Raw genomic sequence first — 25,118 nt, forward strand, 5'->3', positions numbered from 1 at the left:
AAACTCCTGTTGGACGGAGCGGGTGCTTCGGCGCCCGCTCCGGTCCCATGCAAAGTTGTCCGCTCGCTCAGTTACGCACCGGCTTGCCGGTCTGCAACATGCCCATGATCCGTTCCTGCGTCTTCTGCGTACCGAGCAGCTCGACGAACGCACGGCGCTCCAGCGCGAGCAGCCACTGCTCGTCGACGAGGCTGCCGGCTTCGACGTCGCCGCCGCACACGGCTTCGGCGATGCGGCTCGCGATCAGGTAGTCGTGGTCGCTGATGAAGCGGCCGTCACGCATGTTGACGAGCGATGCCTTGATCGTCGCGATGGCCGAGCGGCCCGCGACCGGCACGTCCTTCGCCCGCAGCGGTGCGCGGTAGCCGGTTGCGGCCAGCGCGCGCGCTTCCTTCTTCGCGGTGTCGAGCAGTTCGAACACGTTGAAGATGATCGTGTCGGACGGCTTCAGGTAGCCCATCGCACGTGCGTCGTGCGCGGAAGCCGACACCTTCGCCATCGCCGCGTTCTCGAACGACTTCGTCACGAACTTCAGGATGTCGGTGGTCGCGTTCGCGGCCGTTGCGGCTTCCGCCGCGCGCAGCGCCGCTTCCTTCAGGCCGCCGCCCGCCGGCACGAGGCCGACGCCCACTTCGACGAGACCGACGTAGCTTTCGACGTGCACGACACGCTTCGCGCTGTGCAGCATCAGCTCGCACCCGCCACCGAGCGCGATGCCCGACACGGCCGCGACGACCGGCACGTTCGCGTACTTCACGCGCAGCATGCCTTCCTGGAACTTCTTCACGAACGGCTCGATGCCCTTCGCGCCGCCCATCATGAACGCGGGCATCGCCTCTTCGAGGTTCGCGCCGGCCGAGAACGGGCCGCCCGGCGTGCCGAGCTTCAGCGACGTCGGCTGCCAGATCACCACGCCCTTGTAGTCCTTCTCCGCGAGTTCGATCGCCTGCACGAGGCCGTCGATCACGCTCGGTCCGATCGTGTTCATCTTCGACTTGAACGACACGATCACGACGTCGTCCTCGCCCGCACGGTCATCGACCCATGCGCGCACCGCGTCGGTCTCGAACAGCGTCTTGCCGTACGACTTCGGATCGGCACCCGCTTCGCCGAGCAGCGGCGCGCGGAAGACCTGCTTGCCGTAGACCGCGAGGTCCGAACGCGGCACGAAGCGCTGCGCAGCCGGCGCCCACGAGCCTTCGGCCGTGTGCACGCCGCCCTTCTCGGCGACCGCGCCTTCGAGCACCCACGACGGCAGCGGCACGTTCGCGAGCGCCTTGCCGGCCGCGATGTCTTCCTGCACCCACTCGGCGACCTGCTTCCAGCCGGCAGCCTGCCAGCCTTCGAACGGACCTTCGTTCCAGCCGAAGCCCCAGCGGATCGCGAGGTCGACGTCGCGCGCGTTGTCGGCGATCGACTCGAGATGCACGCCGATGTAATGGAACACGTCGCGGAAGATCGACCACAGGAACTGCGCGTGCGGATGATCCGTCTCGCGCAGCAGCTTCAGCCGTTCGGCCGGCGGACGCTTCAGGATGCGGCCGACGGTTTCGTCAGCCTTCGCGCCGGCGTCGACGTAGCTGCCCGTCTTCGCGTCGAGCACCTTGATCGCCTTGCCTTCCTTCTTGTAGAAACCGCCGCCCGTCTTCTGGCCGAGCGCGCCCTGCTTCACCAGTTCGGCGAGCACGGCAGGCGTCTGGTAGACCGGGAAGAACGGATCGTCGGCCAGGTTGTCCTGCATCGTCTTGATCACGTGCGCCATCGTGTCGAGGCCGACCACGTCCGCGGTGCGGAACGTCGCCGACTTCGCGCGGCCGAGGCGGCTGCCCGTCAGATCGTCGACTTCGTCGAAGCGCAGGCCGAACTTCGCGGCCTCGGTGATCACCGCGAGGATCGAGAAGATGCCGACGCGGTTCGCGATGAAGTTCGGCGTGTCCTTCGCGCGCACGACGCCCTTGCCGACGATGCTCGTCAGGAACGTCTCGAGCTGGTCGAGGATCTCCGGGCGCGTATGCGCGGTCGGGATCAGCTCGACGAGGTGCATGTAGCGCGGCGGGTTGAAGAAGTGCACGCCGCAGAAGCGCGACTTCAGCTCGTCCGAGAAACCTTCGGACAGCTTCGTGATCGACAGGCCCGACGTGTTGGTCGCGAAGATCGCGTTCGGTGCGATGTGCGGTGCGACCTTCTTGTACAGGTCGTGCTTCCAGTCCATCCGCTCGGCGATCGCTTCGATCACGACGTCGCACTCGGCGAGCTTCGCGATGTCGTCTTCGTAGTTGGCTGCCTCGAGGTACTTCGCGTCGTCCTTCACGCCGAACGGCGCGGGCGACAGCTTCTTCAGGTTCTCGATCGCCTTCAGCGCGATCGCGTTTTTCGGGCCTTCCTTGGCCGGCAGGTCGAACAGCAGCACCGGCACGCGCGCGTTGATGAGGTGCGCGGCGATCTGCGCGCCCATCACGCCGGCGCCCAGCACGGCGACCTTGCGAATCAGGAAATTGCTCACGGGATGTCTCCGGATTATGTCGTGCAGCGCGAGGGTGGGGGCTGCACGGCGAAGTGAGTACCAGGAACCGTTGCGTTCGGGCGGCGCGCATCGCGCACCGCCCGGACTCGCATCAGAACAGCGATTCGTCGACTTCCATCAGCGTCTTCGAACCGGCGCGCGCGGCGCGGATCGTCGATGCCGTCTCGGGCAGCAGGCGCGCGAAGTAGAAGCGGGCCGTCGCGAGCTTCGACTTGTAGAACGGATCGCCCGACGCTTCGTTGTCGAGTGCGAGGCGTGCCATCCGCGCCCAGAAGTACGAGAACACCAGGTGGCCGACGGTGCGCAGGTACGGCACGGCGGCAGCACCGACTTCGTCGGGGTTCTGCATCGCCTTCATGCCGATTTCCATCGTCAGCTTCTGCACCTTGTCGCCGATGTCGGCGAGCGGGTTGATGAACTCGGCCATTTCCGGCTTCACGCCTTCGGCTTCCGCGAATTCCGTGACGAGCTTGCCGAACTTCTTCAGCTTCGCGCCCATGTCGCCGAGCACCTTGCGGCCCAGCAGGTCGAGCGACTGGATCGAGTTCGTGCCTTCGTAGATCATGTTGATCCGCGCGTCGCGCACGTACTGCTCCATGCCCCACTCGGAGATGAAGCCGTGGCCGCCGTAGATCTGCATCGCGTGGTTCGTGCACTCGAATGCGTTGTCGGTCAGGAACGCCTTGATGATCGGCGTGAGCAGCGCGACGAGGTCGGCCGCTTCCTTGCGCACCGCCTCATCGGCGTGCGACAGCTCCTTGTCGATCTGCAGCGCGGACCAGTACGTGAACGCGCGCGCGCCTTCCGCATAGGCCTTCTGCGTGAGCAGCATGCGGCGCACGTCCGGGTGCACGATGATCGGGTCGGCCGGCTTGTCCGGTGCCTTCGGGCCCGTCAGCGAGCGCATCTGCAGGCGCTCCTTCGCATACGTGAGCGAGTTCTGATACGCGACTTCCGTGAGGCCGAGGCCTTGTGCGCCAACGCCGAGACGGGCCGCGTTCATCATCACGAACATCGCGTTCAAGCCCTTGTTCGGCTCGCCGACCATCCAGCCCTTCGCGTTGTCGAGGTTCATCACGCAAGTCGAATTGCCGTGGATGCCCATCTTGTGCTCGATCGAGCCGCACTTGATGCCGTTGCGCTCGCCCGGAGCGCCCGCTGCGTCGGGAATGAATTTCGGCACGATGAACAGCGAGATGCCCTTCGTGCCCTGCGGCGCTTCCGGCAGGCGCGCGAGCACGAGGTGGACGATGTTCTCCGCCATGTCGTGTTCGCCGCTCGAGATGAAGATCTTCGTGCCGCTGATCGAGTAGGAGCCGTCGCCGTACGGTTCGGCCTTGGTGCGCAGGATGCCGAGGTCGGTGCCGCAGTGCGGCTCGGTCAGACACATCGTGCCGGTCCATTCGCCCGTCACGAGCTTCGGCAGGTAGGCCTTCTGCAGTTCCGGCGCGCCGTGCGCGTGCAGGCATTCGTACGCGCCGTGCGACAGGCCCGGATACATCGTCCATGCCTGGTTCGCCGAATTCATCATTTCGTAGAGCGCGTTGTTCACGAACGCGGGCAGGCCCTGGCCGCCGTAGTCCGGATCGCAGCCGAGCGCCGGCCAGCCGGCCTCGACGTATTGCTGGTAGGCCTCCTTGAAGCCGGTCGGGGTCTTCACGACGCCGTCGCCTTCATACGTGCAACCTTCGCGGTCGCCGACCTGGTTCAGCGGGAACAGCACCTCGGAGCAGAACTTGCCCGCTTCTTCGAGGACCTGGTTGATCGTGTCGGCGTCGAGGTCCGCATGCTTGGGCATTTGCTTGACTTCGGCTTCGACGTTCAGAAGCTCGTGCAACACGAATTGCATGTCGCGCAGCGGCGCGGCGTACTGTCCCATGACTCTCTCCAAAGGTGGGCAAAACGGCTCGAGCTCCTGGCGGGCGGTTGACGCGCCGCTAACGGCTCTCGCTCTGATACGAAACAATCGTCTTTTCCAGCGCGGCCCACGTGAGGCGCACGGCGTCCGGCGAATGCAGGAAGCGCGCGTCGTGATGAAGGCCGAGCGTGAAGCTGTACAGCTCGAAGAGCATCAGGTCCGGATCGGTATCCGTGCGCAGATGCCCCTCTTCCATCGCCTGCGAAATGGCGCGCAGCAACGCGGCACGCCAGGCTGTCACGCTCGCGATCAACTGCTCGCGCACGGGGCTGTCCGGCCGGTCGTCGTACTCCACTGCGCCGCTGATGTAGATGCACCCAGTCGTCACCTCCTGGATGCGCTTCTCGATCCAGCGCGCCAGCATCGCCCGCAGACGCGGCAGACCGCGCGACTCGCGCAGGCTCGGAAAGAACACCTCGTTTTCGAAACGATGGTGGTACTCGCGGACAACCTCGACCTGCAGGTCCTCGCGCGATCCGAAGTGCGCGAACACACCGCTCTTGCTCATCTGCATGCGCTCGGCCAGCAGGCCGATCGTCAGCCCCTCCAGCCCGTCACGGCTGGCGAGGTCCAAAGCAGCTTCAAGTATCGCGGCACGCGTCTGTTCGCCTTTTCGCATAGCTATTTCTGTAACCGTTCGGGGGTTCGAATAAAATCGAACGGCCGTACTATTATTGAGTGCGGCCGCTCGCGAAACAAGGAAATTATTAGAAACCGGTGTCTAACCGAGCCGCTATTTTGCGCGATTCCGGCGAGACCGGAGCGGCTTTTCCGCACGAACGTGCGGACAGATTTTTTGAAGCGAACGCTTAGTCCGCGTCAGTCGTAACCGCCGACCGTCAATGCCTTCATCACGACACGATACGTCGTATAGGCCAGCCAGTTCAGCAGACGCTCGATGCGCGGGCGCGCGGCAAATCGCGCGGGATCGATCTCCCGGCCGTCGGCGAACGCGGCCGTGATCGCGTCGCGCAGTTCGTTCGTCACTGCATCGTAGCGCACCAGCACGACGTTCGCCTCATTGTTCAGCATCAGGCTCAGCGCGTCCAGATTCGACGAGCCGACCGTCGCCCAGTTGTCGTCGATCACGGCCACCTTGCCGTGCAGCATCGTCTTGTCGTATTCGGCCACGCGCACGCCCGCGCGCAGCAGCGCATGGTAGAGGAACGGCACGGCCGTATCGAGCGCCGCGAACTCCTTGCGGCCGACCAGGATCCGCACGTCGACGCCGCGCCGCGCGGCGCCCGTCAGCGCGCGGCGCAGCTTGCGGCCCGGCATGAAGTACGGATTCGCGAGCAGGATCTGCTGGCGCGCCTGGCCGATCGCCGCGAGATAGGCCTTCTCGATCGCGCGACGGTTCACGACGTTGTCGCGCGCGACGAACGCGACGCTCGGCTCCGTCACGACCCGCAGCGCGCCGGCCTTGATCCACCGGTGGCTGCGCATCCAGCGCCGGAACATGTCGGGGAACGCTTCGCCGCCGTGCAGCCCGGCCGCGTATTGCGCATACGGCTTGTGGCCGAACCGGATCCGGTGCCACTGCAGTTCGAACGCGGCGCGCACGTCGGACACCGCGGGCCCCGCCATCTCGACCGCGAAATCCCAGCGCGGAAACGGCAGTGTCGCGCCGCCCTGCGCATAGTCGTCGACGATGTTGATGCCGCCGCAGAACGCGACCGCGTGATCGATCACCGCGAGCTTGCGGTGCGTGCGCGAGAAGCCGAAGCGGCCGAACAGGAAGCGGTTGTAGATGCTGTGCTCGACGCCGGCCGCGACCCACGTGTCGAACAGCGGCAGGCGCGCGGTGCCGATGCCGTCGGTGATCACGCGCACGCGCACGCCGCGCTGCGCCGCGCGGATCAGCGCGTCCGACACCGGGCGACCGGCCGCGTCGTCGCAGAAGATGTAGGTTTCGAGCATCACCTGCTCGCAGGCGGCATCGATCCGCTCGATCAATGCCGCGAAGAATTCGCCACCGCCCTCGCACAGCCGCACCGTGTTGCCCGCCGTGAACGCGAGCCGCGACGCGGAGCCGCGTTCCTGCAGGAACATCTGCCGCAATTGCGCGAAACGCTTGCGGGTCTCCGCAGTCATGCGGACGAGCCGTGCGGCGCCCGCGAGAGTGCCACGCGCGCGGGCAATTGCAGGATCGCCTCGGCGTTCGACGGCGAGAAGCAGCGCGCGGCCGCCTCGCGGAACGGCAGCCACGCATGGTCGACATGCTCGCGCGGCGACAGCGTCACGTCGACGCGATGCGGCACGCACAGCCCGAACCAGTGCTCGGTGTTGCGCGTGACGCCCGGTGCATAACGATGCAGGTATTGCGGATAGATCGTGTATTCGATCCGGTGGCGCCAGTCGGCGAGCGCGGTGGCGGGCACGTCCGGCGTGCCGATCGAGATGCCGGTTTCCTCGGCCACTTCGCGTGCGGCAGTGACCGCGAGCGGCTCGTCGAGCGTGTCCTTCGATCCGGTCACCGATTGCCAGAAATCGGGCTGGTCGGCACGCTTGATCACCAGCACATCGAGGTCGGGCGTGTAGATCACGACGAGAACGGATTCGGGGATTTTCGGCGGCTTCGTCATCTTTGTTTCATGCGGCAGGGCCGCGCGCCGGGCATGTGCTCCGAACGTGCGGCAAGTGCTGCGACTGTACCGCAAAAAACGAAAAAGGCGCATCGCAGCGCCTTTTTCATGTGCGTCGTGTGCGCGTCGCCGCACACACGAGGGGTGGCGAAAGCGCGTTACGCCTTCGGCTGTTCCGGCTGACGCAGGCGGATGTGCAGTTCGCGCAGCTGACGCTCGTCGACCGGGCTCGGCGCCTGCGTGAGCAGATCCTGCGCACGCTGCGTCTTCGGGAACGCGATCACGTCGCGGATCGAATCGGCGCCGGCCATCATCGTGACGATGCGGTCGAGACCGAATGCGATACCGCCGTGCGGCGGCGCGCCGTATTGCAGCGCGTCCAGCAGGAAGCCGAACTTCAGCTGAGCCTCTTCCGCGCCGATCTTCAGTGCGCGGAACACCTTGCTCTGCACTTCCTCCTGGTAGATACGCACCGAGCCGCCGCCGATTTCCCAGCCGTTCAGCACCATGTCGTAGGCCTTCGCGAGGCAACGGCCCGGGTCGGTCTCGAGGTACTCGAGGTGCTCGTCCTTCGGGCTCGTGAACGGGTGATGCGCGGCGACGTAGCGTGCATCTTCGTCGTCGTATTCGAACATCGGGAAGTCGATGACCCACAGCGGCTTCCAGCCGGCCTGGACGAGGCCGTTCGCCTTGCCGAATTCCGAATGGCCGATCTTCAGGCGCAGCGCGCCGAGGCTGTCGTTGACGACCTTCGCGCGGTCGGCCGCGAAGAAGATGATGTCGCCGTCTTCGGCGCCGGTGCGCTCGAGGATGGCCGCGATCGATGCGTCATGCAGGTTCTTGACGATCGGGCTCTGCAGGCCGTCACGGCCCTTCGCCTTCTCGTTGACCTTGATCCATGCGAGGCCCTTCGCGCCGTAGATACGCACGAATTCGGTGTAGCCGTCGATGTCGCCACGCGACAGCTCGCTGCCCTTCGGCACGCGCAGCGCCGCGACACGGCCGTCCTTCGCGTTGGCCGGCGTGCTGAACACCTTGAAGTCGACGTCCTTCATCGCGTCGGTCAGCTCGGTGAATTCGAGCTGCACGCGCAGGTCCGGCTTGTCCGAACCGAAACGCGCCATCGCTTCCGAGTACGGCATGACCGGGAACGTCGCGTCGAGTTCGACGTCGATCGTCGTCTTGAAGATGTGACGGATCATGTCTTCGAACAGGTCACGGATTTCCTGCTCGCCGAGGAACGACGTCTCGCAGTCGATCTGCGTGAATTCCGGCTGACGGTCGGCACGGAGATCCTCGTCGCGGAAGCACTTGGTGATCTGGTAGTAACGGTCGAAGTTCGCGACCATCAGCAGCTGCTTGAACAGCTGCGGCGACTGCGGCAGCGCGAAGAACTGGCCTGCGTTCACGCGCGACGGCACGAGGTAGTCGCGCGCGCCTTCCGGCGTGCTCTTCGTCAGCATCGGCGTTTCGATGTCGATGAAGCCCTGCTCGTCGAGGTACTTGCGCGCCTCGATCGCGACGCGGTAACGCAGGCGCAGGTTGTGCTGCATCTGCGGACGGCGCAGGTCGAGCACGCGGTGCGTGAGGCGCGTCGTTTCCGACAGGTTGTCGTCGTCGAGCTGGAACGGCGGCGTGACCGACGCGTTCAGCACGGTCAGCTCGTGGCACAGCACTTCGATCTTGCCGCTCTTCAGCCCGGCGTTGACCGTGCCTTCCGGACGGTTGCGCACGAGACCCTTCACCTGCACGCAGAACTCGTTGCGCACGCCTTCGGCGGTCGCGAACATTTCCGCGCGATCCGGGTCGCACACCACCTGCACGAGGCCTTCACGATCGCGCAGGTCGATGAAGATCACACCGCCGTGATCGCGGCGGCGCTGCACCCAGCCGCACAGCGACACGGTTTGGCCCAGCAGGTGTTCGGTCACGAGACCGCAGTATTCAGTACGCATCGACATGATGTTTGCTTTCGTTCGGTTTGATCAACGGGCGCCGCAACGCGCGGCCCGGGCGATGATTCTTTACTTACAGCGGCGGCTCGACGGGGCGGCGGGCGGGCGCCGGAGCCGGCGCCGGGGGCGCCACGACGCCCATCGAGACGATGTACTTCAGCGCGGCATCGACCGACATGTCGAGTTCGATGACTTCGCTCTTCGGCAGCATCAGGAAGAAGCCCGACGTCGGGTTCGGCGTCGTCGGGATATACACGCTCACGTATTCTTCCGTCAGATGATTGAGCACGTCGCCGCCGGGCGTGCCGGTCAGAAACGCGATCGTATACGAGCCGCGGCGCGGGTATTCGATCAGCAGCGCCTTGCGGAACGCGTTGCCGCTGCTCGACAGCAGCGTGTCCGATACCTGCTTGACGCTCGTGTAGATCGGCCCCACGACCGGGATGTGGCGCACGACCGCATTCCACCACGTGACGAGCTTCTGGCCGACGAAATTCCGCGTGGCCAGACCGACGACGAAGATGAACGCAAGCGTCAGCACCGCGCCGATCCCCGGCAGGTGGAAGCCGAGCATCCGCTCGGGCTGCCACGATTCGGGCAGCAGGAGCAGCGTCTGGTCCATCGTGCCGATGATGAGACCGAGCACCCACAGCGTGATCGCGAGCGGGACGAGAACCAGCAGGCCGGTCAGAAACACCGATTTCAGGGTCGTCTTTTTCATCATCTGCCGTCAATGAACCGCGCCGGCGGCGCGGGGTGGTCGCGGCCCGGTCGGACCGCGACGGTCAACTACTGGCGGCGGGCGCTGCAGCCGGGGCAGGCGCGGCACTCGTCGTCGTGCTTTCGGAACTCGCCGCGGCCGGCGCGGCCGCTGCCGGTTCCGCCGCGGCGGGCGTCGCCGCAGCCGCGTCACCCGACGCGGTCGCCGGCGCGCTGGCGCCACCCGAACCGCCACGGAAATCGGTGACGTACCAACCCGAGCCCTTCAGCTGGAAGCCCGCGGCAGTTACCTGCTTGCGAAACGCATCCTTCCCGCATTCCGGGCACTGCGACAGCGGCGCGTCGCTCATCTTCTGGAGCACGTCCTTCGCGAAACCACACGCTTCGCATCGATAGGCGTAGATCGGCATGATATTTTTCCCGCGGAAACTGGAAACGGCTTGCAAAACCTTGAATTATAGCCGAAACCCCGGCGCGGTCCGGCAACGGCCGCTACGCCCGCGCATCAGCGGCGGCGCCACGTGAGCCAGCGCTCGTGTCCTTCGAACACGGCCAGCGAATCGGTCACGGGCAAATCCTCGATCAGCTCGAAGTGCGGCGCGAGCAGCGCATCGAGTTCGGCACGCTCGATTCCGAACGGCGGCCCCTTCGGTTTCGCCGTCAGGAAGAAATAGCCGGCCAGCAATCCGCCCGTGGGCAGCAACCCGGCCATCCGCGCCGCATAGTCAGCGCGCAGGCTCGGCGGCAGCGCACACAGGAACGCGCGCTCGTACACCCACTGCACGTCGAACGGCGGCCGGTACGCAAAGAAATCGGCCTGCTCGACGACGTCCGCATGCGCGCCGAGCTGCGCCTTCGCGGTAGCCACCGCCTGCGCGGCGAAATCGATCGCACGCACGGGCCAGCCGGCCTGGGCAAGCCAGCCGGCCTCCTGTGCGCTGCCGCAGCCGGGAATCAGCACCGGGCACGGCGCGAGCCGGTGCGCGAACACGCGAAAGCCGTCGGGCACGCCGCCGAATTCCCACGGCGTCACGCCGCGCTCGAAACGCTCGTCCCAGAACGACGCATTGCCGGGGTCGCGCGTCGCGAAATCGGCGGCCGTCGGTGCGCTCGGTTGCTTCGGATCGGACATCGCCCTGCTCCTTTCGGTCATGAGCCGTACGCGAGCGCGAGCAACACGCGCGCGACGAGGGCGCCGACGCCGACGGCGAGGCCGAAAATCAGCAGCGCCTGCAGCAAACGGTTCGTCCGCTTCTGTTCGACGAGGATCTGGCGCATCAGGTCCTCGCTCGCGGCGCGCGGCGCGTCATGGCGCGCCGCCATCGCGTGGTGGATCAGGCGCGGCAGTTGCGGCAGCGTCTTGCTCCATTGCGGCGCCTCGACCTTGAAGCGCTCGTACCAGCCGCGCAGGCCGATCTGCTCGGTCATCCAGCGCTCGAGGTACGGCTTCGCGGTCTTCCACAGGTCGAGCTCGGGGTCGAGCGAGCGGCCGAGCCCTTCGACGTTCAGCATCGTCTTCTGCAGCAGCACGAGTTGCGGCTGGATCTCGACGTTGAAGCGACGCGACGTCGAGAACAGGCGCATCAGCACCTGGCCGAGCGAGATGTCCTTCAACGCACGGTCGAAATACGGCTCGCACACCGCGCGGATCGCGCTTTCGAGCTCCTCGACGCGCGTCTCGGGCGGCACCCAGCCCGATTCGAGGTGGAGCGTCGCGACGCGGTGGTAGTCGCGCTTGAAGAACGCGAGGAAGTTCTGCGCGAGGTAGTTCTTGTCGAAATCGGACAGCGCGCCGACGATCCCGAAATCGAGCGCGACGTAGCGGCCGAACGTGTTCGGGTCGAGGCTCACCTGGATGTTGCCGGGGTGCATGTCCGCGTGGAAGAAACCGTCGCGGAACACCTGCGTGAAGAAGATCTCGACGCCTTCGCGCGCAAGCTTCTTGATGTCGACGCCGGCCGTGCGCAGCGTCTCGACCTGGCTGATCGGCACGCCGGTCATGCGCTCCATCACGAGCACCTGCGACGTCGAGAAATCCCAGAACATCTCGGGCACGAGCAGCAGGTCGAGGCCCGCGAAGTTGCGGCGCAGCTGGCTGCCGTTCGCGGCCTCGCGCATCAGGTCGAGCTCGTCGTGCAGGTACTTGTCGAATTCGGCGACGACCTCGCGCGGCTTCAGGCGCCGGCCGTCGGCCCACATGCGTTCGGTCCAGATGGCGATGTCGCGCATCAGCGCGAGATCGGAATCGATCACCGACAGCATGTTCGGGCGCAGCACCTTGACCGCGACGGCCTTGCCCGCGTGCACGCCCTGCTTGAGCTTCGCGAAATGCACCTGCGCGATCGACGCGCTCGCGACCGGCTCGCGCTCGAATTCGTCGAACAGCTCGTCGACCGGCGCACCGAGCGACTTCTCGATGATCGCGATCGCGACCGCCGAATCGAACGGCGGCACCTGGTCCTGCAGCTTCGCGAGTTCGTTCGCGAAATCGACCGACAGCAGGTCGCGGCGCGTCGACAGCACCTGGCCGAACTTCACGAAGATCGGGCCGAGGCTTTCGAGCGCACGACGCAGCCGCACGGCGGGCGGATCGGAATAACGACGGCCGATCGTCGTGATCCGCAGCAGCAGCTTCACGCGCCGGTCGTCGATCCGGGACAGCATCACTTCGTCGAGACCAAAGCGGATGACGGTGTAGACAATCTTGATGAAACGGAAAATGCGCATGCCCTGCGGCCCTCAGTGCGCGCCGCGCGGGCCGGAACCCGTGCGCGCGCCGATTTTTTGTTCGAGTCGCTCGACCCGCTTTTCGACCCGCGCGAGCGCATCGCGTGCGCGCGCCAGTTCGGCGTCGAAGCCGCCGAGCGACGCGCGCCGGACGACTTGCGGGTTCTCGTCGAGCCAGTATTCGGCGACGGAATCGAGCACGTTGCGGCCGGTGCGTCGCGCGCGTGCACCGGCGTCGCGCACGACCGTCGCGATCCGGTATGCCGCCGCGTCGCCCACCAGCTTCGCGAGATCTTCTTCAGGTTCCCAGCGCAGGTGCTCGGCCAGCTTCGCGATCTGCGTCGCGAATTCCGCGTCACCCTCGATCTTCACGTGCTTCATCACGGCCGCCTGGCCGCCCTGCAGGAATGCGGCGACCGTATCGCCCGCGAGCGCGATCGACACGTCGACCTGCTGCGCATCCTGTGCGTCGACGGCAGACAGATAGCCGTCAGGCTGCACCAGCAGCGTGAGCGTGACGGGAGGCACGTCGATCCGGGCAGTCTTGCCCGCATAGGGAATCAGGCGGTCGCGTGCCCACGATTCGCGCGCGAGCAAGTGATTGACGGCAGCAGCAAAAGGCTTGGCGGCAAAGGTCATCGGGCTGGGAAAGAAAAAACCCGCGCGGGCCGGGCGCCCACGCGGGTTTCTATTGTAACGTCGGATCGCTGGCAGACCGTGCCTGACCGCACACCCGAGCGGCAAGCGGTCGCAGCGAGGCGGCCGTCGCCCGGGCATCCGGCGGCGCCGGCCGCCGGTCACGCTCAGTGCGTGTTGAGCTGCTGGATGCCCGCGAGCAGCCAGCCCTGACTGCCCGACTTCGACAGGTTCCACACTTCGTCGAACGGCGCGGCCGACGCATTCGCCGATTCGCGGATCAGGCCGTGGAAGCGCACGCTCGCCGACTGCTCGATGCCGCGATCCTCGATCGCGACCAGTTCCGCGTCGAGCTGTACGACGTCGGTCTGGTTCGACTCGTTGCCGCGCGAATCGAGGTCGATCTTGATCTCGGCGAACATTTCGGGCGTCGTGAACTCGCGGATGTCGGCCAGGTTGCCCTGGTCCCACGCGGCCTGCAGGCGCACGAAATATACCTTCGAGCTGCGCAGGAACGCTTCGGTGTCGAAGCCCGTCGGCACCTGAAGCGGCGCCGCCGCTGCCATCGCGCCTGCTGCCGCGCCGGTGGCCGCGGCACCGCCGCCGAACACGCCTTGCGCTTCGTTCGCGTAGCTGCTGCCGCTGCCGGCGTAGTTGCTGCCGGTGTTGCCCTGCTGGAACGACGGGCTTTGCGAGTAGCCGCCCGACGACGAAGCCGAGCCGCCGACCGAGTACGCCGGCTCTTGCGTGCGGCGGCGGTTCATGAACTTGCGGATCAGCCAGATGCCGACGAACGCGAGCAGCGCGATCACGATGATGTTCGACATCATGCCGGCGAATGCCTCGCCGAGACCGAAGTGCGACAGCAGCGCCGCGATGCCGAGACCGGCCGCGAGGCCGGCGATCGGCCCGAGCCAGCGCGAACGGTTGGGCTGCGCGGCCGGTGCGGGCGCGGCCGGGTTTGCACGCTGCGCCTGCGACGGTGCGGCCTGCTGCATCGGCTGCTGCGCGGGCGGCGTGGCCTGGCGCTGCGTGACGGTGGAGTTCTGGCGGCCGATGCTGCGCCCGCCGCCTACGCGCTTGGCTTCGGCGTCGAGCGATGCGAACGTGCCGGCCGTGAGCAGGCCGACCATCAGCAGCGTGCCGACCCGTCGAGCCCACGGCTTCGACGGCTTGCTACGGTTGAACAACGAACGCGATTCGGACATCACTTTCTCCAAATGTAAGGCGAATGTATGGAAAGAACCCCTTAGTACTTGGTTCCCATGTGTAAAGCTACCACGCCACCTGACAAATTGTAATATTTGACGGCATCGAGGCCCGCTTGTTCCATCATCGTCTTCAGCGTGTCCTGGTCGGGGTGCATCCGGATAGATTCAGCAAGATACCGGTAACTTTCGGCATCTTTCGCGAACTTGTCGCCAAGCCACGGTAATACTTTGAAAGAATACAGATCGTACGCTTTTTTCAGCGGATCCCAGACTTTCGAGAATTCCAGCACCATCACGCGGCCGCCGGGCTTCGTCACGCGACGCATCTCGGCCAGCGCGGCGTCCTTGTGCGTCATGTTGCGCAGGCCGAACGCAACCGTGACGACATCGAAGTAGTTGTCCGGAAAGGGGGTTTTCTCCGCGTCGCACAACAGCGACGGCGTCACGATGCCCTTGTCGAGCAGCCGGTCGCGGCCGACGCGCAGCATCGATTCGTTGATGTCGGTGTGCCAGACCTCGCCCGTCGGCCCGGCCGCCTTCGCGAACGATTTGGTCAGGTCGCCGGTGCCGGCCGCGATGTCGAGCACCTTGAAACCGGGGCGCACGTTCGCCTGCGCGATCGTGAACGCCTTCCACGCGCGGTGCATGCCCGCCGACATCAGGTCGTTCATCAGATCGTAGTTGCTCGCGACCGAATGGAACACACCCGCCACTTTCTTCGCTTTTTCGTTTTCCTCGACGCTTTCGAAGCCGAAGTGGGTTTTGCTCATCGCGTTGATCCTCAATAAATGGCAAGACGGCGCCGAGCGGGCGCCGTCGATTTCAGTGGCAGTGGCCGTGCGGCGCCGCGGCCGCCTGCATCGGGGCGTCTCGATCGACGCCCGCCGCCTTCAGTTTGTCGAAATAGTCGCGCCACAGCGCGTCCTGCTGCGTCGCCAGCTCGTACAGCAGATCCCACGAGTAGATGCCGGTCGAATGGCCGTCGGAGAAGGTCGGCTGCAGCGCATAGTTGCCGACGCCCTCGAGCGCGGTGATCGTCACTTCGCGCTTGCCCGTCTGCAGCGTCTCCTGGCCGGGTCCGTGGCCGCGTACCTCGGCGGACGGCGAATAGACGCGCATCAGCTCGAACGGAATCCGGTAGCTGTCGCCGTTCGGGTACTGCAATTCAAGCACGCGCGACACCGCGTGCACGACGACGCCGGACGGAATCGGCGTCGTGGAAGTCAAACCGCTCATGGCTGCCTCGAATCGGTCATGCGTTGAATTTCCTCGCGCACCGCATTGTGCAGCAGCGAGGCCTGCGCGGCGCGCGAGCGCAACAGCGCCTCGGACACGCTGCGCTGGCGCGGCGCCCACACGGGCTGCGGGAAATGGGCGTCGTTCGAGAAACGCGGGATCACGTGCCAGTGCACGTGCGGCACCATGTTGCCGAGGCTCGCGAGATTCACCTTGTTCGGCTGCATCACGCGGCGCACGGCCCGCTCGACCGCGTAGACCACGCGCATCAGGTGGGCCCGCTCGGGCTCGCCGAGATCGGAGAACTCGGCCACGTGCGCGCCCCAGATCACCCGGCAGAAGCCCGGGTAGTCGTGCTCGCCCGTCGCCAGTACGACGCGCAGCGCATCGTCCTGCCAGAGCAGCTCGCCGCCGTCTTCACGGCAAAACACGCATTCCATCGTCGCTCCCATGTGGACGGGCGCCGGCGCTACCGCGCCGGCGCCCGCTCATCCCAACGTCATGCCCGCATTAGACCAGCACGCGCTCGATCCCGCCATGGTTCGCACGTGCGACATAATCGGCCATCCAGTTCTCGCCGAGCACCTGGCGCGCGATCTCGACCACGATGTAGTCGGCCTCGATGTTCGCATCCTCGTTGTAGCGCGACAGGCCCTGCAAGCACGACGGGCAGCTCGTCAGGATCTTCACGTCCGGGCCGTTCGCGGCCGCGGCGGCCGGCGCCGGCGTGCTCGCGCCGTCGGCCACGACCGGGATGCCGCGCAGCTTCGCGGCGCCCTTGCGGATCTCCTCTTCCTTGCGGAAGCGGACCTGCGTCGACACGTCCGGGCGCGTGACCGCGAGCGTGCCCGATTCGCCGCAGCAGCGATCGTTCTTCTCGATCTTGTAACCGTCCTTCTCCGTGCCCATCAGCTCGTTGACGAGCTTGACCGGGTCCATCGTCTTGATCGGCGTGTGGCACGGGTCGTGATACATGTAGCGCGTGCCCGTCACGCCGTCGAGCTTCATCCCCTTCTCGAGCAGGAACTCGTGGATGTCGATGATCCGGCAGCCCGGGAAGATCTTGTCGAATTCATACCCGGCAAGCTGGTCGTAGCAGGTGCCGCACGACACGACCACCGTCTTGATGTCGAGGTAGTTCAGCGTGTTCGCGACCCGGTGGAACAGCACGCGGTTGTCGGTGACGATCTTCTCGGCCTTGTCGTACTGGCCCGCGCCGCGCTGCGGATAACCACAGCACAGGTAGCCCGGCGGCAGCACCGTCTGCACGCCGGCTTCCCACAGCATCGCCTGCGTCGCGAGCCCGACCTGCGAGAACAGGCGCTCGGAGCCGCAGCCCGGGAAGTAGAACACCGCTTCCGAATCGACGGTCGTCGACTTCGGGTTGCGGATGATCGGCACGATCTTGTTGTCCTCGATGTCGAGCAGCGCGCGCGCCGTCTTCTTCGGCAGGTTGCCCGGCATCTTCTTGTTGACGAAGTGGATCACCTGCTCGACGACGGGCGGCTTGCCGGTCGTCGCGGGCGGGTGCTGCGTCTGCTTCGTCACGACCTTCTTCAGCATGTCGTTCGCGAAGCGCTGCACCTTGTAGCCGACGCCCATCATCACGCCGCGCGCGGCGTTGATCGTCTGCGGATTGGTCGCGTTCAGGAAGAACATGCCCGCGGCCTGGCCCGGGTTGAACTTCTTCTTGCCCATCTTGCGCAACAGGTTGCGCATGTTCATCGTGACGTCGCCGAAGTCGATCTTCACCGGGCACGGCGTCGCGCACTTGTGGCACACCGTGCAGTGATCGGCCACGTCGTTGAACTCGTCCCAGTGCTTGATCGACACGCCGCGGCGCGTCTGCTCTTCATACAGGAACGCCTCGACCAGCAGCGACGTCGCGAGGATCTTGTTGCGCGGGCTGTACAGCAGGTTCGCGCGCGGCACGTGGGTCGCGCACACCGGCTTGCACTTGCCGCAGCGCAGGCAGTCCTTCACCGAATCGGCGATCGCGCCGATGTCGGACTGCTGCATGATCAGCGACTCGTAGCCCATCAGCCCGAAGCTGGGCGTGTACGCGTTGCGCAGATCGGCGCCGTCGAGCAGCTTGCCCTTGTTGAAACGGCCGTTCGGGTCGACGCGCTGCTTGTACGCGCGGAATTCGGCAATCTCGTCGTCGGTCAGGAACTCGAGCTTCGTGATGCCGATCCCGTGCTCGCCGGAAATCACGCCGTCGAGCGAGCGCGCGAGCTTCATGATGCGCGCGACTGCCGCGTGCGCGTCCTGCAGCATCTCGTAGTTGTCGGAGTTGACCGGCAGGTTGGTGTGAACGTTGCCGTCGCCCGCGTGCATGTGCAGCGCGACGAACACGCGGCCGCGCAGCACCTGCTTGTGGATCGCCTGCGCCTCGTCGAGGATCTGCTTGAACGCGCCGCCGTTGAAGATCGCGCGCAGCTCCGCGCGGATCTCCTGCTTCCACGAGATGCGGACCGTGCGGTCCTGCGTGATGTGGAACACGGTCGCGCCCGGCTGCTCGTCCGCGCGATCCGCGAACTTCTCGGCCAGCGCCTCGTAGCCGAGCTGCACGAGGTAGTGCTGCGCCTCGCGCAGCGGCTGGTCGAGCCGGTCGCGCACGAATTCCCAGCGCGCACGCACGCGCTTGAACAGCTCCAGCGCCTGCTGGACACGATCCTCGAGCAGTTCGGCGCTCGGGATCTCGTTCGCGTCGTCGGTCTTGCCGAGCGGCAGGTTGCCGGCGCGGAAGAATGCTTCGAGCGCGTCGACGAGTTGCAGCTTGTTCTTCAGCGACAGCTCGATGTTGATCCGCTCGATGCCGTCGGTGTACTCGCCCATCCGGTTCAGCGGGATGACGACGTCCTCGTTGATCTTGAACGCGTTGGTGTGCTTCGCGATCGCGGCCGTGCGGCTGCGGTCGAGCCAGAAGCGCTTGCGCGCCTCCGCGCTGACCGCGACGAAGCCTTCGCCGCTCTTGCCGTTCGCCATCCGGATCACTTCGGACGTCGCTTGCGCCACTGCGTCGGCATCGTCGCCGACGATGTCGCCGATCAGCACCATCTTCGGGAAGGCATTGCGCTTGCTCTTGGTCGCGTAACCGACCGCGCGCAGGTAGCGCTCGTCGAGGTGCTCGAGGCCCGCGAGGATCGCGCCGCCCCGCTTCGACGTCTCGAACAGGTAATCCTTGATTTCGACGATGCTCGGGATCGCCTCGCGCGCCTGGCCGAAGAATTCGAGGCAGACGGTGCGCGTGTGCGCGGGCATCTTGTGCAGCACCCAGCGCGCCGACGTGATGAGCCCGTCGCAGCCTTCCTTCTGCACGCCCGGCAGGCCGGCGAGGAACTTGTCGGTCACGTCCTTGCCGAGCCCTTCCTTGCGGAACCGGCGGCCTTCGATCTCGAGCATCTCGGTGCGCAGCAGCTTCTCGCCCGGCGCGTACGCGCCGTCGAACCACTTCAGCTCGAAACGCGCGACCGGAATGTCGTGGATCTTGCCCTGGTTGTGCTCGTGGCGCGTGACTTCGAGCCAGTTGCCGTCCGGGTCGACCATCCGCCACCAGGCCAGGTTGTCGAGCGCGGTGCCCCACAGCACGGCCTTCTTGCCACCCGCGTTCATCGCGACGTTGCCGCCGATGCACGACGCGTCGAGCGACGTCGGATCGACCGCGAACACGTAGCCGGCCGCCTCGGCCGCCTCGGTCACGCGGCGCGTGACGACGCCCGCGCCGGAGAAGATCGTCGCCACCTTGTGCGCGACGCCCGGCAGCTCGGTCAGCTCGACCGCGCCGAGCTGCTCGAGCTTCTCGGTGTTGATCACCGCGGAGAACGGCGTGAGCGGCACCGCGCCGCCCGTGTAGCCGGTGCCGCCGCCGCGCGGGATCACGGTCAGGCCGAGTTCGAAGCAGGCCTTGATCAATCCGGCGATCTCGGCCTCGGAATCGGGCGTCAGCACGACGAACGGGTATTCGACACGCCAGTCGGTCGCGTCGGTCACGTGCGACACGCGCGACAGCCCGTCGAAGCGGATGTTGTCCTTTTGCGTGCAGCGGCCGAGCGCCTTGGTCGCGCGGCGGCGCAGGTCGGCCATCTTCTCGAATTCGTCGGCGAACTCGCTCACCGCACGCCGCGCGGCGGCTTCGAGCATCTCGACGCGCAACGCGCGCTCGCGGCCCGCGTCGTCACGGTGCGCGGTGAGATCCGCGCTGCGGCGCTTGCCGATCTCGGTCAGGCGGTGGTTCAGCGCCTCGATCAGCAGCGCGCGGCGCTTCGGGTTGTCGAGCAGGTCGTCCTGCAGGTACGGGTTGCGACGCACGACCCAGATGTCGCCGAGCACTTCATACAGCATCCGTGCCGAGCGGCCCGTACGGCGCTCGGCGCGCAGCTCGTCGAGCACCGACCACGCCTCCTCGCCGAGCAGGCGGATCACGATCTCGCGATCCGAGAAGGACGTGTAGTTGTAGGGAATCTCGCGCAATCGGGGCGCGGGGTCGGCGGCGACGGCGGCGGCCGCGCCATTCGGATCGAAAACTTGTGGTGCGTTCATGTTCGGACGACTCGGAGGGCCGATACCCCGTGCACGGGCGTCGGCAAGCGCGTGGGCGCAATCTTGGGGAAATCTGTTCTGTTACCAGGCGCGCGGCTGTCCTTCATGGGGCCGGAGCGGGCGTTGACTCGCCCCTCCTGGCCGGCGACAGGGCCTGGCGGCACTCGGAACCATCAGCACGATCGCGCGCGGCGCTCATGCCGTTCCGCCGCGGGGCTGGCTGCGCGCGGCGACGGCTTCAACTGGGCGATCCGAGGGTGCCTCTGCATCTTCCGATCCTTGATTCAAAACGGAATTCTAACCCATGATCGGGCCATACGTGACACGCCGGACAGGCCGTGGGGCTATCGCCGCAAGCCGCGCCACGCCTGGTTCGGCACGGTTTCGGGCGATCATTCGCCGCCCGTCCGGTCGGTAACCGCGCGGTTAACCCGGTAAAAAGGGGACGCTCCGCGTCGTGAACGCGCCATCCGAGCGGCCCCGCGACCGCTCTCCCGGCATGCCGCTTGCGTGCAGGCGGACCCTTGGCGCTATCATTGACGTTTTCCCGTCTGCTTCCGCACCGCACGCGAGCACCCATGGCATCCCACGATTACCTGAAGAAAATCCTCACCGCGCGCGTCTACGACGTCGCGATCGAGACGGAACTCGAACCCGCCCGCAACCTGTCGGCCCGGCTGCGCAATGCCGTCTACCTGAAGCGCGAGGACAACCAGCCGGTGTTCTCGTTCAAGCTGCGCGGCGCGTACAACAAGATGGCGCACATTCCGGCGGACGCGCTCGCGCGCGGCGTGATTACGGCATCGGCCGGCAACCACGCGCAGGGTGTCGCGTTCTCGGCGGCCCGGATGGGCATCAAGGCCGTGATCGTCGTGCCGGTCACGACGCCGCAGGTGAAGGTCGATGCGGTGCGCGCGCACGGCGGCCCGAGCGTCGAGGTGATCCAGGTCGGCGAATCGTACAGCGATGCGTACGCGCACGCGGTCAAGGTGCAGCAGGAGCGCGACCTGACGTTCGTCCACCCGTTCGACGATCCGTACGTGATCGCGGGCCAGGGCACCGTCGCGATGGAAATCCTGCGCCAGCACCAGGGCCCGATCCACGCGATCTTCGTGCCGATCGGCGGCGGCGGCCTCGCCGCGGGCATCGTCGCGTACGTCAAGGCCGTGCGCCCGGAGATCAAGGTGTTCGGCGTGCAGACCGAGGATTCGTGCGCGATGGCGCAGTCGATCGATGCCGGCAAGCGCGTCGAGCTGACCGAAGTCGGCCTGTTCGCGGACGGCACCGCGGTGAAGCTCGTCGGCGAGGAAACCTTCCGCCTGTGCAGCGAACACCTCGATGGCGTGCTGACGGTCAACACCGACGCGCTGTGCGCGGCGATCAAGGACGTGTTCCAGGACACGCGCAGCGTGCTCGAACCGTCCGGCGCGCTCGCGGTCGCGGGCGCGAAGCTGTACGCGGAACGCGAAGGCATCGAAAACCAGACGCTCGTTGCGATCACGTCCGGCGCGAACATGAACTTCGACCGGATGCGCTTCGTCGCGGAGCGTGCCGAGGTGGGCGAGGCGCGCGAAGCCGTGTTCGCGGTCACGATCCCCGAGGAGCGCGGCAGCTTCAAGCGCTTCTGCTCGCTCGTCGGCGATCGTAACGTCACCGAGTTCAACTACCGGATCGCCGATGCGCAGTCCGCGCACATCTTCGTCGGCGTGCAGATCCGCCGCCGCGGCGAATCGGCGGAGATCGCCGCGAACTTCGAGTCGCACGGCTTCAAGTCCGTCGACCTGACACACGACGAGCTGTCGAAGGAACATATCCGCTACATGGTCGGCGGCCGCTCGCCGCTCGCGCTCGACGAGCGCCTGTTCCGCTTCGAATTCCCGGAGCGCCCGGGCGCGCTGATGAAGTTCCTGTCGTCGATGGCGCCGGACTGGAACATCAGCCTGTTCCACTACCGCAACCAGGGCGCGGACTACAGTTCGATCCTCGTCGGGCTGCAGGTGCCGCAGGCCGATCGCGCCGAATTCGAACGCTTCCTCGCGGCGCTCGGCTATCCGTATGTCGAAGAGAGCGCCAACCCGGCTTACCGCCTCTTCCTGTCGTAAAGGCGACACGCAATGAATCCCGAACATTCCCCGCTCGGCAAGGCCACCGTCTACGCAGCCCAGTACGACGCGTCGCTCCTGTTCCCGATTCCGCGCGCCGGTGCGCGCGCGCAGATCGGCATCACGTCGGCGCTGCCGTTCTTCGGCACCGACATCTGGAACGCGTACGAGCTGTCGTGGCTCAACGCGCGCGGCAAGCCGCAGGTCGCGGTCGCGACCTTCTACGTGCCCGCCGAATCGCCGAACATCGTCGAATCGAAGTCGTTCAAGCTGTATCTCGGCTCGTTCGCGCAGTCGACGTTCGACTCGGTCGATGTGGTGCGCGACACGCTGAAGCGCGACGTGTCGGCCGCGTGCGGCGCGAGCGTATCCGTGCAGCTCGTGTCGCCGCACGACTTCGGCAAGCTGCAGATGGACGAACTCGACGGGCTGTCGCTTGACCGGCTCGATCTCGATACCGACGTGTACGAACCCGATCCGTCGCTGCTGTCGGCAGCCGACGCCGAGGATGAAGCGCCGGTCGAGGAGACGCTCGTGTCCGACCTGCTGCGCTCGAACTGCCCGGTCACGGGCCAGCCCGACTGGGGCAGCGTGCAGATCCACTACGTCGGGCCGCAGATCGATCACGCGGGCCTGCTGCGCTACATCATCTCGTTTCGCAACCACACGGGCTTTCACGAGCAGTGCGTCGAGCGGATCTTCCTCGACATCCTGCATGCGTGCAAACCGGTCAAGCTCGCGGTGTATGCGCGCTATACGCGCCGCGGCGGGCTCGACATCAACCCGTTCCGCACGAACTACAACCAGCCGATGCCGGACAACGCGCGCACCGCGCGGCAGTGACGGCGGCAAGCGGTCGCCGCGGGTCGCAAGCAACGTAACGACATCACGGCGAACCCCAAACGAAACAGCCCGGTCGGCATTCACCGACCGGGCTGTTTTGCTGTGCGCGGGGAGCGCAGCCGCGTTACTTCGCCGGCGCCTTGTACGCGATGCAGTCGACCTCGACCTTGCAGTCGATCACCATGCTCGACTGCACGCATGCGCGTGCCGGCGGATGCTCGCCGAAGTACGAGATGAACACCTTGTTGAACGACGCGAAATCGCGCGCGTCGTCGAGCCACACGCCGCAGCGCACGACGTGCTCGAGGCCGTAACCGGCTTCCTTCAGGATCGCGATCACGTTCTCGATCGTCTGCTTCGACTGCGTGACGATCCCGCCTTCGACGACCTCGCCGTTCACCATCGGCGTCTGGCCCGACACGTACAGCCAGCCGTCGGCCTCGACCGCACGCGCGAACGGCATCACCTGGCCGCCCGTACCCTTCGCTTCGCCTACGCCATATCGCTTCATCGTTTCACTCCTTGTTTTGTCGACCCGCGCCGCGCTTCAGCGCTGACCCGGATCCCATGCAACGCTCGGTTGCGGATGCGCGCGCCGGCAGCGGCACGCGCGGAAGATCGAACCCGACGCCGCGCTCAGAACGCGGCGTCGGCGCTCGCCGGCACGCGCTCGCCGCGTGCGACGAAGCCACCGGCGCGCTCGCCGGTCGGCTGGCCGTTCTCGTAGGTCAGCACGCCGTTCACCCACACGGCGTCGATCCCGTGCGCGGGCTGCTGCGGCTGCTCGAACGTCGCGGCGTCGATCACGCGCGCCGGGTCGAACAGCACGAGATCCGCGTGGTAACCGACATGCACCTCGCCGCGCCGCGCGATCCCGTAGCGGCGCGCGGACAGCGACGTCATCTTGCGGATCGCCTCCTCGAGCGGCAGCAGGTTCGTGTCGCGCACGTAATGGCCGAGCACGCGCGGGAACGCGCCCCACAGCCGCGGGTGCGGCAGCGGATCGTTCGGCAGGCCGTCCGAACCGACCATCGTCGCGGGGTGCGACAGGATCCGGCGCACGTCGTCCTCGGACATGTTGTGGTACACGGCGCCGGCCGGGCGGATACGCTGCGCGGCTTCCTGCTCGGATACACCCCAGTCGGCCGCGATCGCCTTCAGCAGCTTGCCCGCGACTTCCGGATGCGGCTCCGACCACGTGATCGTGATGTCGATGTCGCCCGTCACCTGCTTCAGGTCGAGCGTCGACGAACTGCGGCTGTACGGATAGCAGTCGCAGCCGACCGGCTGGTAACGACGCGCACCTTCGAGCGACGCGAGCACTTCGGTGCTGCGCCCCCAGTTCGACGGGCCCGCGCATTTCAGGTGCGAGATCACTACCGGCACCCGCGCATGGCGGCCGACGCGATACGCCTCGTCCATCGCATCGAGGATCGCGTCGAACTCGGTGCGCATGTGCGTGGTGTACAGCGCGCCCGCATTCGCGAGCGGCTCGGCGAGAGCCATCACTTCCTCGGCCGGCGCCGCGAACGCGGAGCCGTACGCGAGGCCCGACGACAACCCGAGCGCGCCGTTCGCGAGCGCCTCCTCGAGCTGCGCGCGCATCCCGGCGATTTCGCCGTCGGTCGCCGCGCGGTCGAGGCGGTCCATCTGGTTGTTGCGCAGCGCCGTGTGGCCGACGAGCGCCGCGACGTTGACGGCCGGACGCGCGTCGTTCACGGCCGCGACGTAGTCGGCGAAGGTCGGGTACCGGAACGCGCCGCGCTCGCCGAGCAGGTTCATCGGGTCGGGCGGATCGCCCGCGAGCGTCACCGGCGACGCGCTGATCCCGCAGTTGCCGACGATCACGGTCGTCACGCCCTGCGAGATCTTCGGCAGCATCTGCGGCGCGCGGATCACGTGCGTGTCGTCGTGCGTGTGCACGTCGACGAAGCCCGGCGCGAGCGCGCGGCCGTCCGCATCGACGACGGTCTCGGCGAGCCAGTTCGACAGGTTGCCGATCGCCGCGATCACGCCGTTGCGGATCGCGACGTCGCGCGTGACGGGCGGCGCACCGGTACCGTCGTAAAGCTGCGCGCCGACGATCAACGTATCGGCCGCTTCGGGATGCGAATGCATG

20 protein-coding genes are annotated in these 25,118 nt (G+C 66.5%); 2 read left to right on the plus strand and 18 right to left on the minus strand.

The window, feature by feature from the left end; genetic code table 11:
* Window positions 1–67: 67 nt before the first annotated feature.
* From ACN22W_RS15170 to ACN22W_RS15245, 16 genes are all read right to left on the minus strand, one after another.
* Window positions 68–2,503 carry a 3-hydroxyacyl-CoA dehydrogenase/enoyl-CoA hydratase family protein gene (locus tag ACN22W_RS15170; protein WP_048242735.1) on the minus strand — a complete coding sequence of 812 codons (2,436 nt, stop codon included), beginning with the start codon at window positions 2,501–2,503 and terminating at the stop codon, window positions 68–70.
* A gap of 112 nt (window positions 2,504–2,615) precedes the next feature.
* The gene (locus ACN22W_RS15175) at window positions 2,616–4,403 is read right to left on the minus strand and encodes an acyl-CoA dehydrogenase C-terminal domain-containing protein (RefSeq protein ID WP_419685308.1); all 1,788 of its coding nucleotides are present in this window, start codon (window positions 4,401–4,403) and stop codon (window positions 2,616–2,618) included.
* A gap of 58 nt (window positions 4,404–4,461) precedes the next feature.
* Window positions 4,462–5,061, minus strand: coding sequence for a TetR/AcrR family transcriptional regulator (locus tag ACN22W_RS15180; protein WP_047898994.1), 600 nt, complete (start codon window positions 5,059–5,061; stop codon window positions 4,462–4,464).
* A 200-nt stretch (window positions 5,062–5,261) separates the two neighbouring features.
* Entirely contained in the window at window positions 5,262–6,536 is a 1,275-nt protein-coding gene (gene clsB, locus ACN22W_RS15185) for a cardiolipin synthase ClsB (RefSeq protein ID WP_419685309.1), read from the minus strand.
* Window positions 6,533–7,027, minus strand: a complete 495-nt coding sequence (gene nudB / locus ACN22W_RS15190; RefSeq protein ID WP_343492411.1) for a dihydroneopterin triphosphate diphosphatase — start codon at window positions 7,025–7,027, stop codon at window positions 6,533–6,535. Before nudB ends, clsB begins: the two co-directional genes overlap by 4 nt.
* 158 nt (window positions 7,028–7,185) lie before the next feature.
* Window positions 7,186–8,988: an aspartate--tRNA ligase gene (aspS, locus tag ACN22W_RS15195; protein ID WP_129512941.1), complete on the minus strand. Its 1,803-nt coding sequence runs from the start codon at window positions 8,986–8,988 to the stop codon at window positions 7,186–7,188.
* 67 nt (window positions 8,989–9,055) lie between these two features.
* Window positions 9,056–9,706, minus strand: coding sequence for a DUF502 domain-containing protein (locus ACN22W_RS15200; protein WP_048242740.1), 651 nt, complete (start codon window positions 9,704–9,706; stop codon window positions 9,056–9,058).
* A gap of 61 nt (window positions 9,707–9,767) precedes the next feature.
* Window positions 9,768–10,112 (minus strand): FmdB family zinc ribbon protein, encoded by a 345-nt coding sequence (locus ACN22W_RS15205; protein ID WP_343492412.1) that lies wholly within the window; start codon window positions 10,110–10,112, stop codon window positions 9,768–9,770.
* A gap of 95 nt (window positions 10,113–10,207) precedes the next feature.
* Window positions 10,208–10,834, minus strand: coding sequence for an SAM-dependent methyltransferase (locus tag ACN22W_RS15210; RefSeq protein WP_412023041.1), 627 nt, complete (start codon window positions 10,832–10,834; stop codon window positions 10,208–10,210).
* Between the two features lie 17 nt (window positions 10,835–10,851).
* Entirely contained in the window at window positions 10,852–12,429 is a 1,578-nt protein-coding gene (ubiB, locus tag ACN22W_RS15215; RefSeq protein ID WP_129512945.1) for a ubiquinone biosynthesis regulatory protein kinase UbiB, read from the minus strand.
* A 12-nt stretch (window positions 12,430–12,441) separates the two neighbouring features.
* A complete protein-coding gene (locus ACN22W_RS15220) occupies window positions 12,442–13,068 on the minus strand; it encodes a ubiquinone biosynthesis accessory factor UbiJ (protein WP_048242745.1) in 627 nt (208 codons plus the stop codon).
* Between the two features lie 164 nt (window positions 13,069–13,232).
* Window positions 13,233–14,273 carry a Tim44 domain-containing protein gene (locus ACN22W_RS15225; RefSeq protein WP_419685310.1) on the minus strand — a complete coding sequence of 347 codons (1,041 nt, stop codon included), beginning with the start codon at window positions 14,271–14,273 and terminating at the stop codon, window positions 13,233–13,235.
* A 41-nt stretch (window positions 14,274–14,314) separates the two neighbouring features.
* Complete coding sequence (gene ubiE / locus ACN22W_RS15230; RefSeq protein WP_072443509.1) at window positions 14,315–15,046, minus strand: bifunctional demethylmenaquinone methyltransferase/2-methoxy-6-polyprenyl-1,4-benzoquinol methylase UbiE; 732 nt, start codon at window positions 15,044–15,046, stop codon at window positions 14,315–14,317.
* Between the two features lie 52 nt (window positions 15,047–15,098).
* Window positions 15,099–15,512, minus strand: a complete 414-nt coding sequence (locus tag ACN22W_RS15235; protein WP_129512947.1) for a gamma-butyrobetaine hydroxylase-like domain-containing protein — start codon at window positions 15,510–15,512, stop codon at window positions 15,099–15,101.
* The gene (locus ACN22W_RS15240) at window positions 15,509–15,952 is read right to left on the minus strand and encodes an HIT family protein (protein WP_048242749.1); all 444 of its coding nucleotides are present in this window, start codon (window positions 15,950–15,952) and stop codon (window positions 15,509–15,511) included. Before ACN22W_RS15240 ends, ACN22W_RS15235 begins: the two co-directional genes overlap by 4 nt.
* 70 nt (window positions 15,953–16,022) lie before the next feature.
* Window positions 16,023–20,054 (minus strand): DUF3683 domain-containing protein, encoded by a 4,032-nt coding sequence (locus ACN22W_RS15245; protein ID WP_419685311.1) that lies wholly within the window; start codon window positions 20,052–20,054, stop codon window positions 16,023–16,025.
* Between the two features lie 578 nt (window positions 20,055–20,632).
* Here ACN22W_RS15245 and ilvA point away from each other — a divergent pair.
* Together ilvA and queF are read left to right on the plus strand one after the other, a co-directional pair.
* Window positions 20,633–22,156 carry a threonine ammonia-lyase, biosynthetic gene (gene ilvA, locus ACN22W_RS15250; RefSeq protein ID WP_129512950.1) on the plus strand — a complete coding sequence of 508 codons (1,524 nt, stop codon included), beginning with the start codon at window positions 20,633–20,635 and terminating at the stop codon, window positions 22,154–22,156.
* A 12-nt stretch (window positions 22,157–22,168) separates the two neighbouring features.
* Window positions 22,169–22,999 carry an NADPH-dependent 7-cyano-7-deazaguanine reductase QueF gene (queF, locus tag ACN22W_RS15255; RefSeq protein WP_419685312.1) on the plus strand — a complete coding sequence of 277 codons (831 nt, stop codon included), beginning with the start codon at window positions 22,169–22,171 and terminating at the stop codon, window positions 22,997–22,999.
* 124 nt (window positions 23,000–23,123) lie between these two features.
* On the opposite strand, the gene ACN22W_RS15260 is transcribed toward queF, so the two are convergent.
* Complete coding sequence (locus ACN22W_RS15260; protein WP_011353171.1) at window positions 23,124–23,510, minus strand: RidA family protein; 387 nt, start codon at window positions 23,508–23,510, stop codon at window positions 23,124–23,126.
* 125 nt (window positions 23,511–23,635) lie between these two features.
* Window positions 23,636–25,117, minus strand: coding sequence for an N-acyl-D-amino-acid deacylase family protein (locus ACN22W_RS15265; RefSeq protein ID WP_419685313.1), 1,482 nt, complete (start codon window positions 25,115–25,117; stop codon window positions 23,636–23,638).
* Window position 25,118: the final 1 nt, after the last annotated feature.

Source organism: Burkholderia theae, from assembly GCF_048565265.1.
Classification (GTDB): Bacteria; Pseudomonadota; Gammaproteobacteria; order Burkholderiales; family Burkholderiaceae; genus Burkholderia; species Burkholderia theae.

Coding starts and splice junctions, on each gene's coding strand:
- ACN22W_RS15175 (WP_419685308.1), bottom strand. CDS start 4,403: ATGGGACAGTACGCCGCGCCGCTGCGCGACATGCAATTCGTGTTGCAC.
- ACN22W_RS15180 (WP_047898994.1), bottom strand. CDS start 5,061: ATGCGAAAAGGCGAACAGACGCGTGCCGCGATACTTGAAGCTGCTTTG.
- clsB (WP_419685309.1), bottom strand. CDS start 6,536: ATGACTGCGGAGACCCGCAAGCGTTTCGCGCAATTGCGGCAGATGTTC.
- nudB (WP_343492411.1), bottom strand. CDS start 7,027: ATGACGAAGCCGCCGAAAATCCCCGAATCCGTTCTCGTCGTGATCTAC.
- aspS (WP_129512941.1), bottom strand. CDS start 8,988: ATGTCGATGCGTACTGAATACTGCGGTCTCGTGACCGAACACCTGCTG.
- ACN22W_RS15200 (WP_048242740.1), bottom strand. CDS start 9,706: ATGATGAAAAAGACGACCCTGAAATCGGTGTTTCTGACCGGCCTGCTG.
- ACN22W_RS15205 (WP_343492412.1), bottom strand. CDS start 10,112: ATGCCGATCTACGCCTATCGATGCGAAGCGTGTGGTTTCGCGAAGGAC.
- ACN22W_RS15210 (WP_412023041.1), bottom strand. CDS start 10,834: ATGTCCGATCCGAAGCAACCGAGCGCACCGACGGCCGCCGATTTCGCG.
- ubiB (WP_129512945.1), bottom strand. CDS start 12,429: ATGCGCATTTTCCGTTTCATCAAGATTGTCTACACCGTCATCCGCTTT.
- ACN22W_RS15220 (WP_048242745.1), bottom strand. CDS start 13,068: ATGACCTTTGCCGCCAAGCCTTTTGCTGCTGCCGTCAATCACTTGCTC.
- ACN22W_RS15225 (WP_419685310.1), bottom strand. CDS start 14,273: ATGTCCGAATCGCGTTCGTTGTTCAACCGTAGCAAGCCGTCGAAGCCG.
- ubiE (WP_072443509.1), bottom strand. CDS start 15,046: ATGAGCAAAACCCACTTCGGCTTCGAAAGCGTCGAGGAAAACGAAAAA.
- ACN22W_RS15235 (WP_129512947.1), bottom strand. CDS start 15,512: ATGAGCGGTTTGACTTCCACGACGCCGATTCCGTCCGGCGTCGTCGTG.
- ACN22W_RS15240 (WP_048242749.1), bottom strand. CDS start 15,952: ATGGAATGCGTGTTTTGCCGTGAAGACGGCGGCGAGCTGCTCTGGCAG.
- ACN22W_RS15245 (WP_419685311.1), bottom strand. CDS start 20,054: ATGAACGCACCACAAGTTTTCGATCCGAATGGCGCGGCCGCCGCCGTC.
- ilvA (WP_129512950.1), top strand. CDS start 20,633: ATGGCATCCCACGATTACCTGAAGAAAATCCTCACCGCGCGCGTCTAC.
- queF (WP_419685312.1), top strand. CDS start 22,169: ATGAATCCCGAACATTCCCCGCTCGGCAAGGCCACCGTCTACGCAGCC.
- ACN22W_RS15260 (WP_011353171.1), bottom strand. CDS start 23,510: ATGAAGCGATATGGCGTAGGCGAAGCGAAGGGTACGGGCGGCCAGGTG.
- ACN22W_RS15265 (WP_419685313.1), bottom strand. CDS start 25,117: ATGCATTCGCATCCCGAAGCGGCCGATACGTTGATCGTCGGCGCGCAG.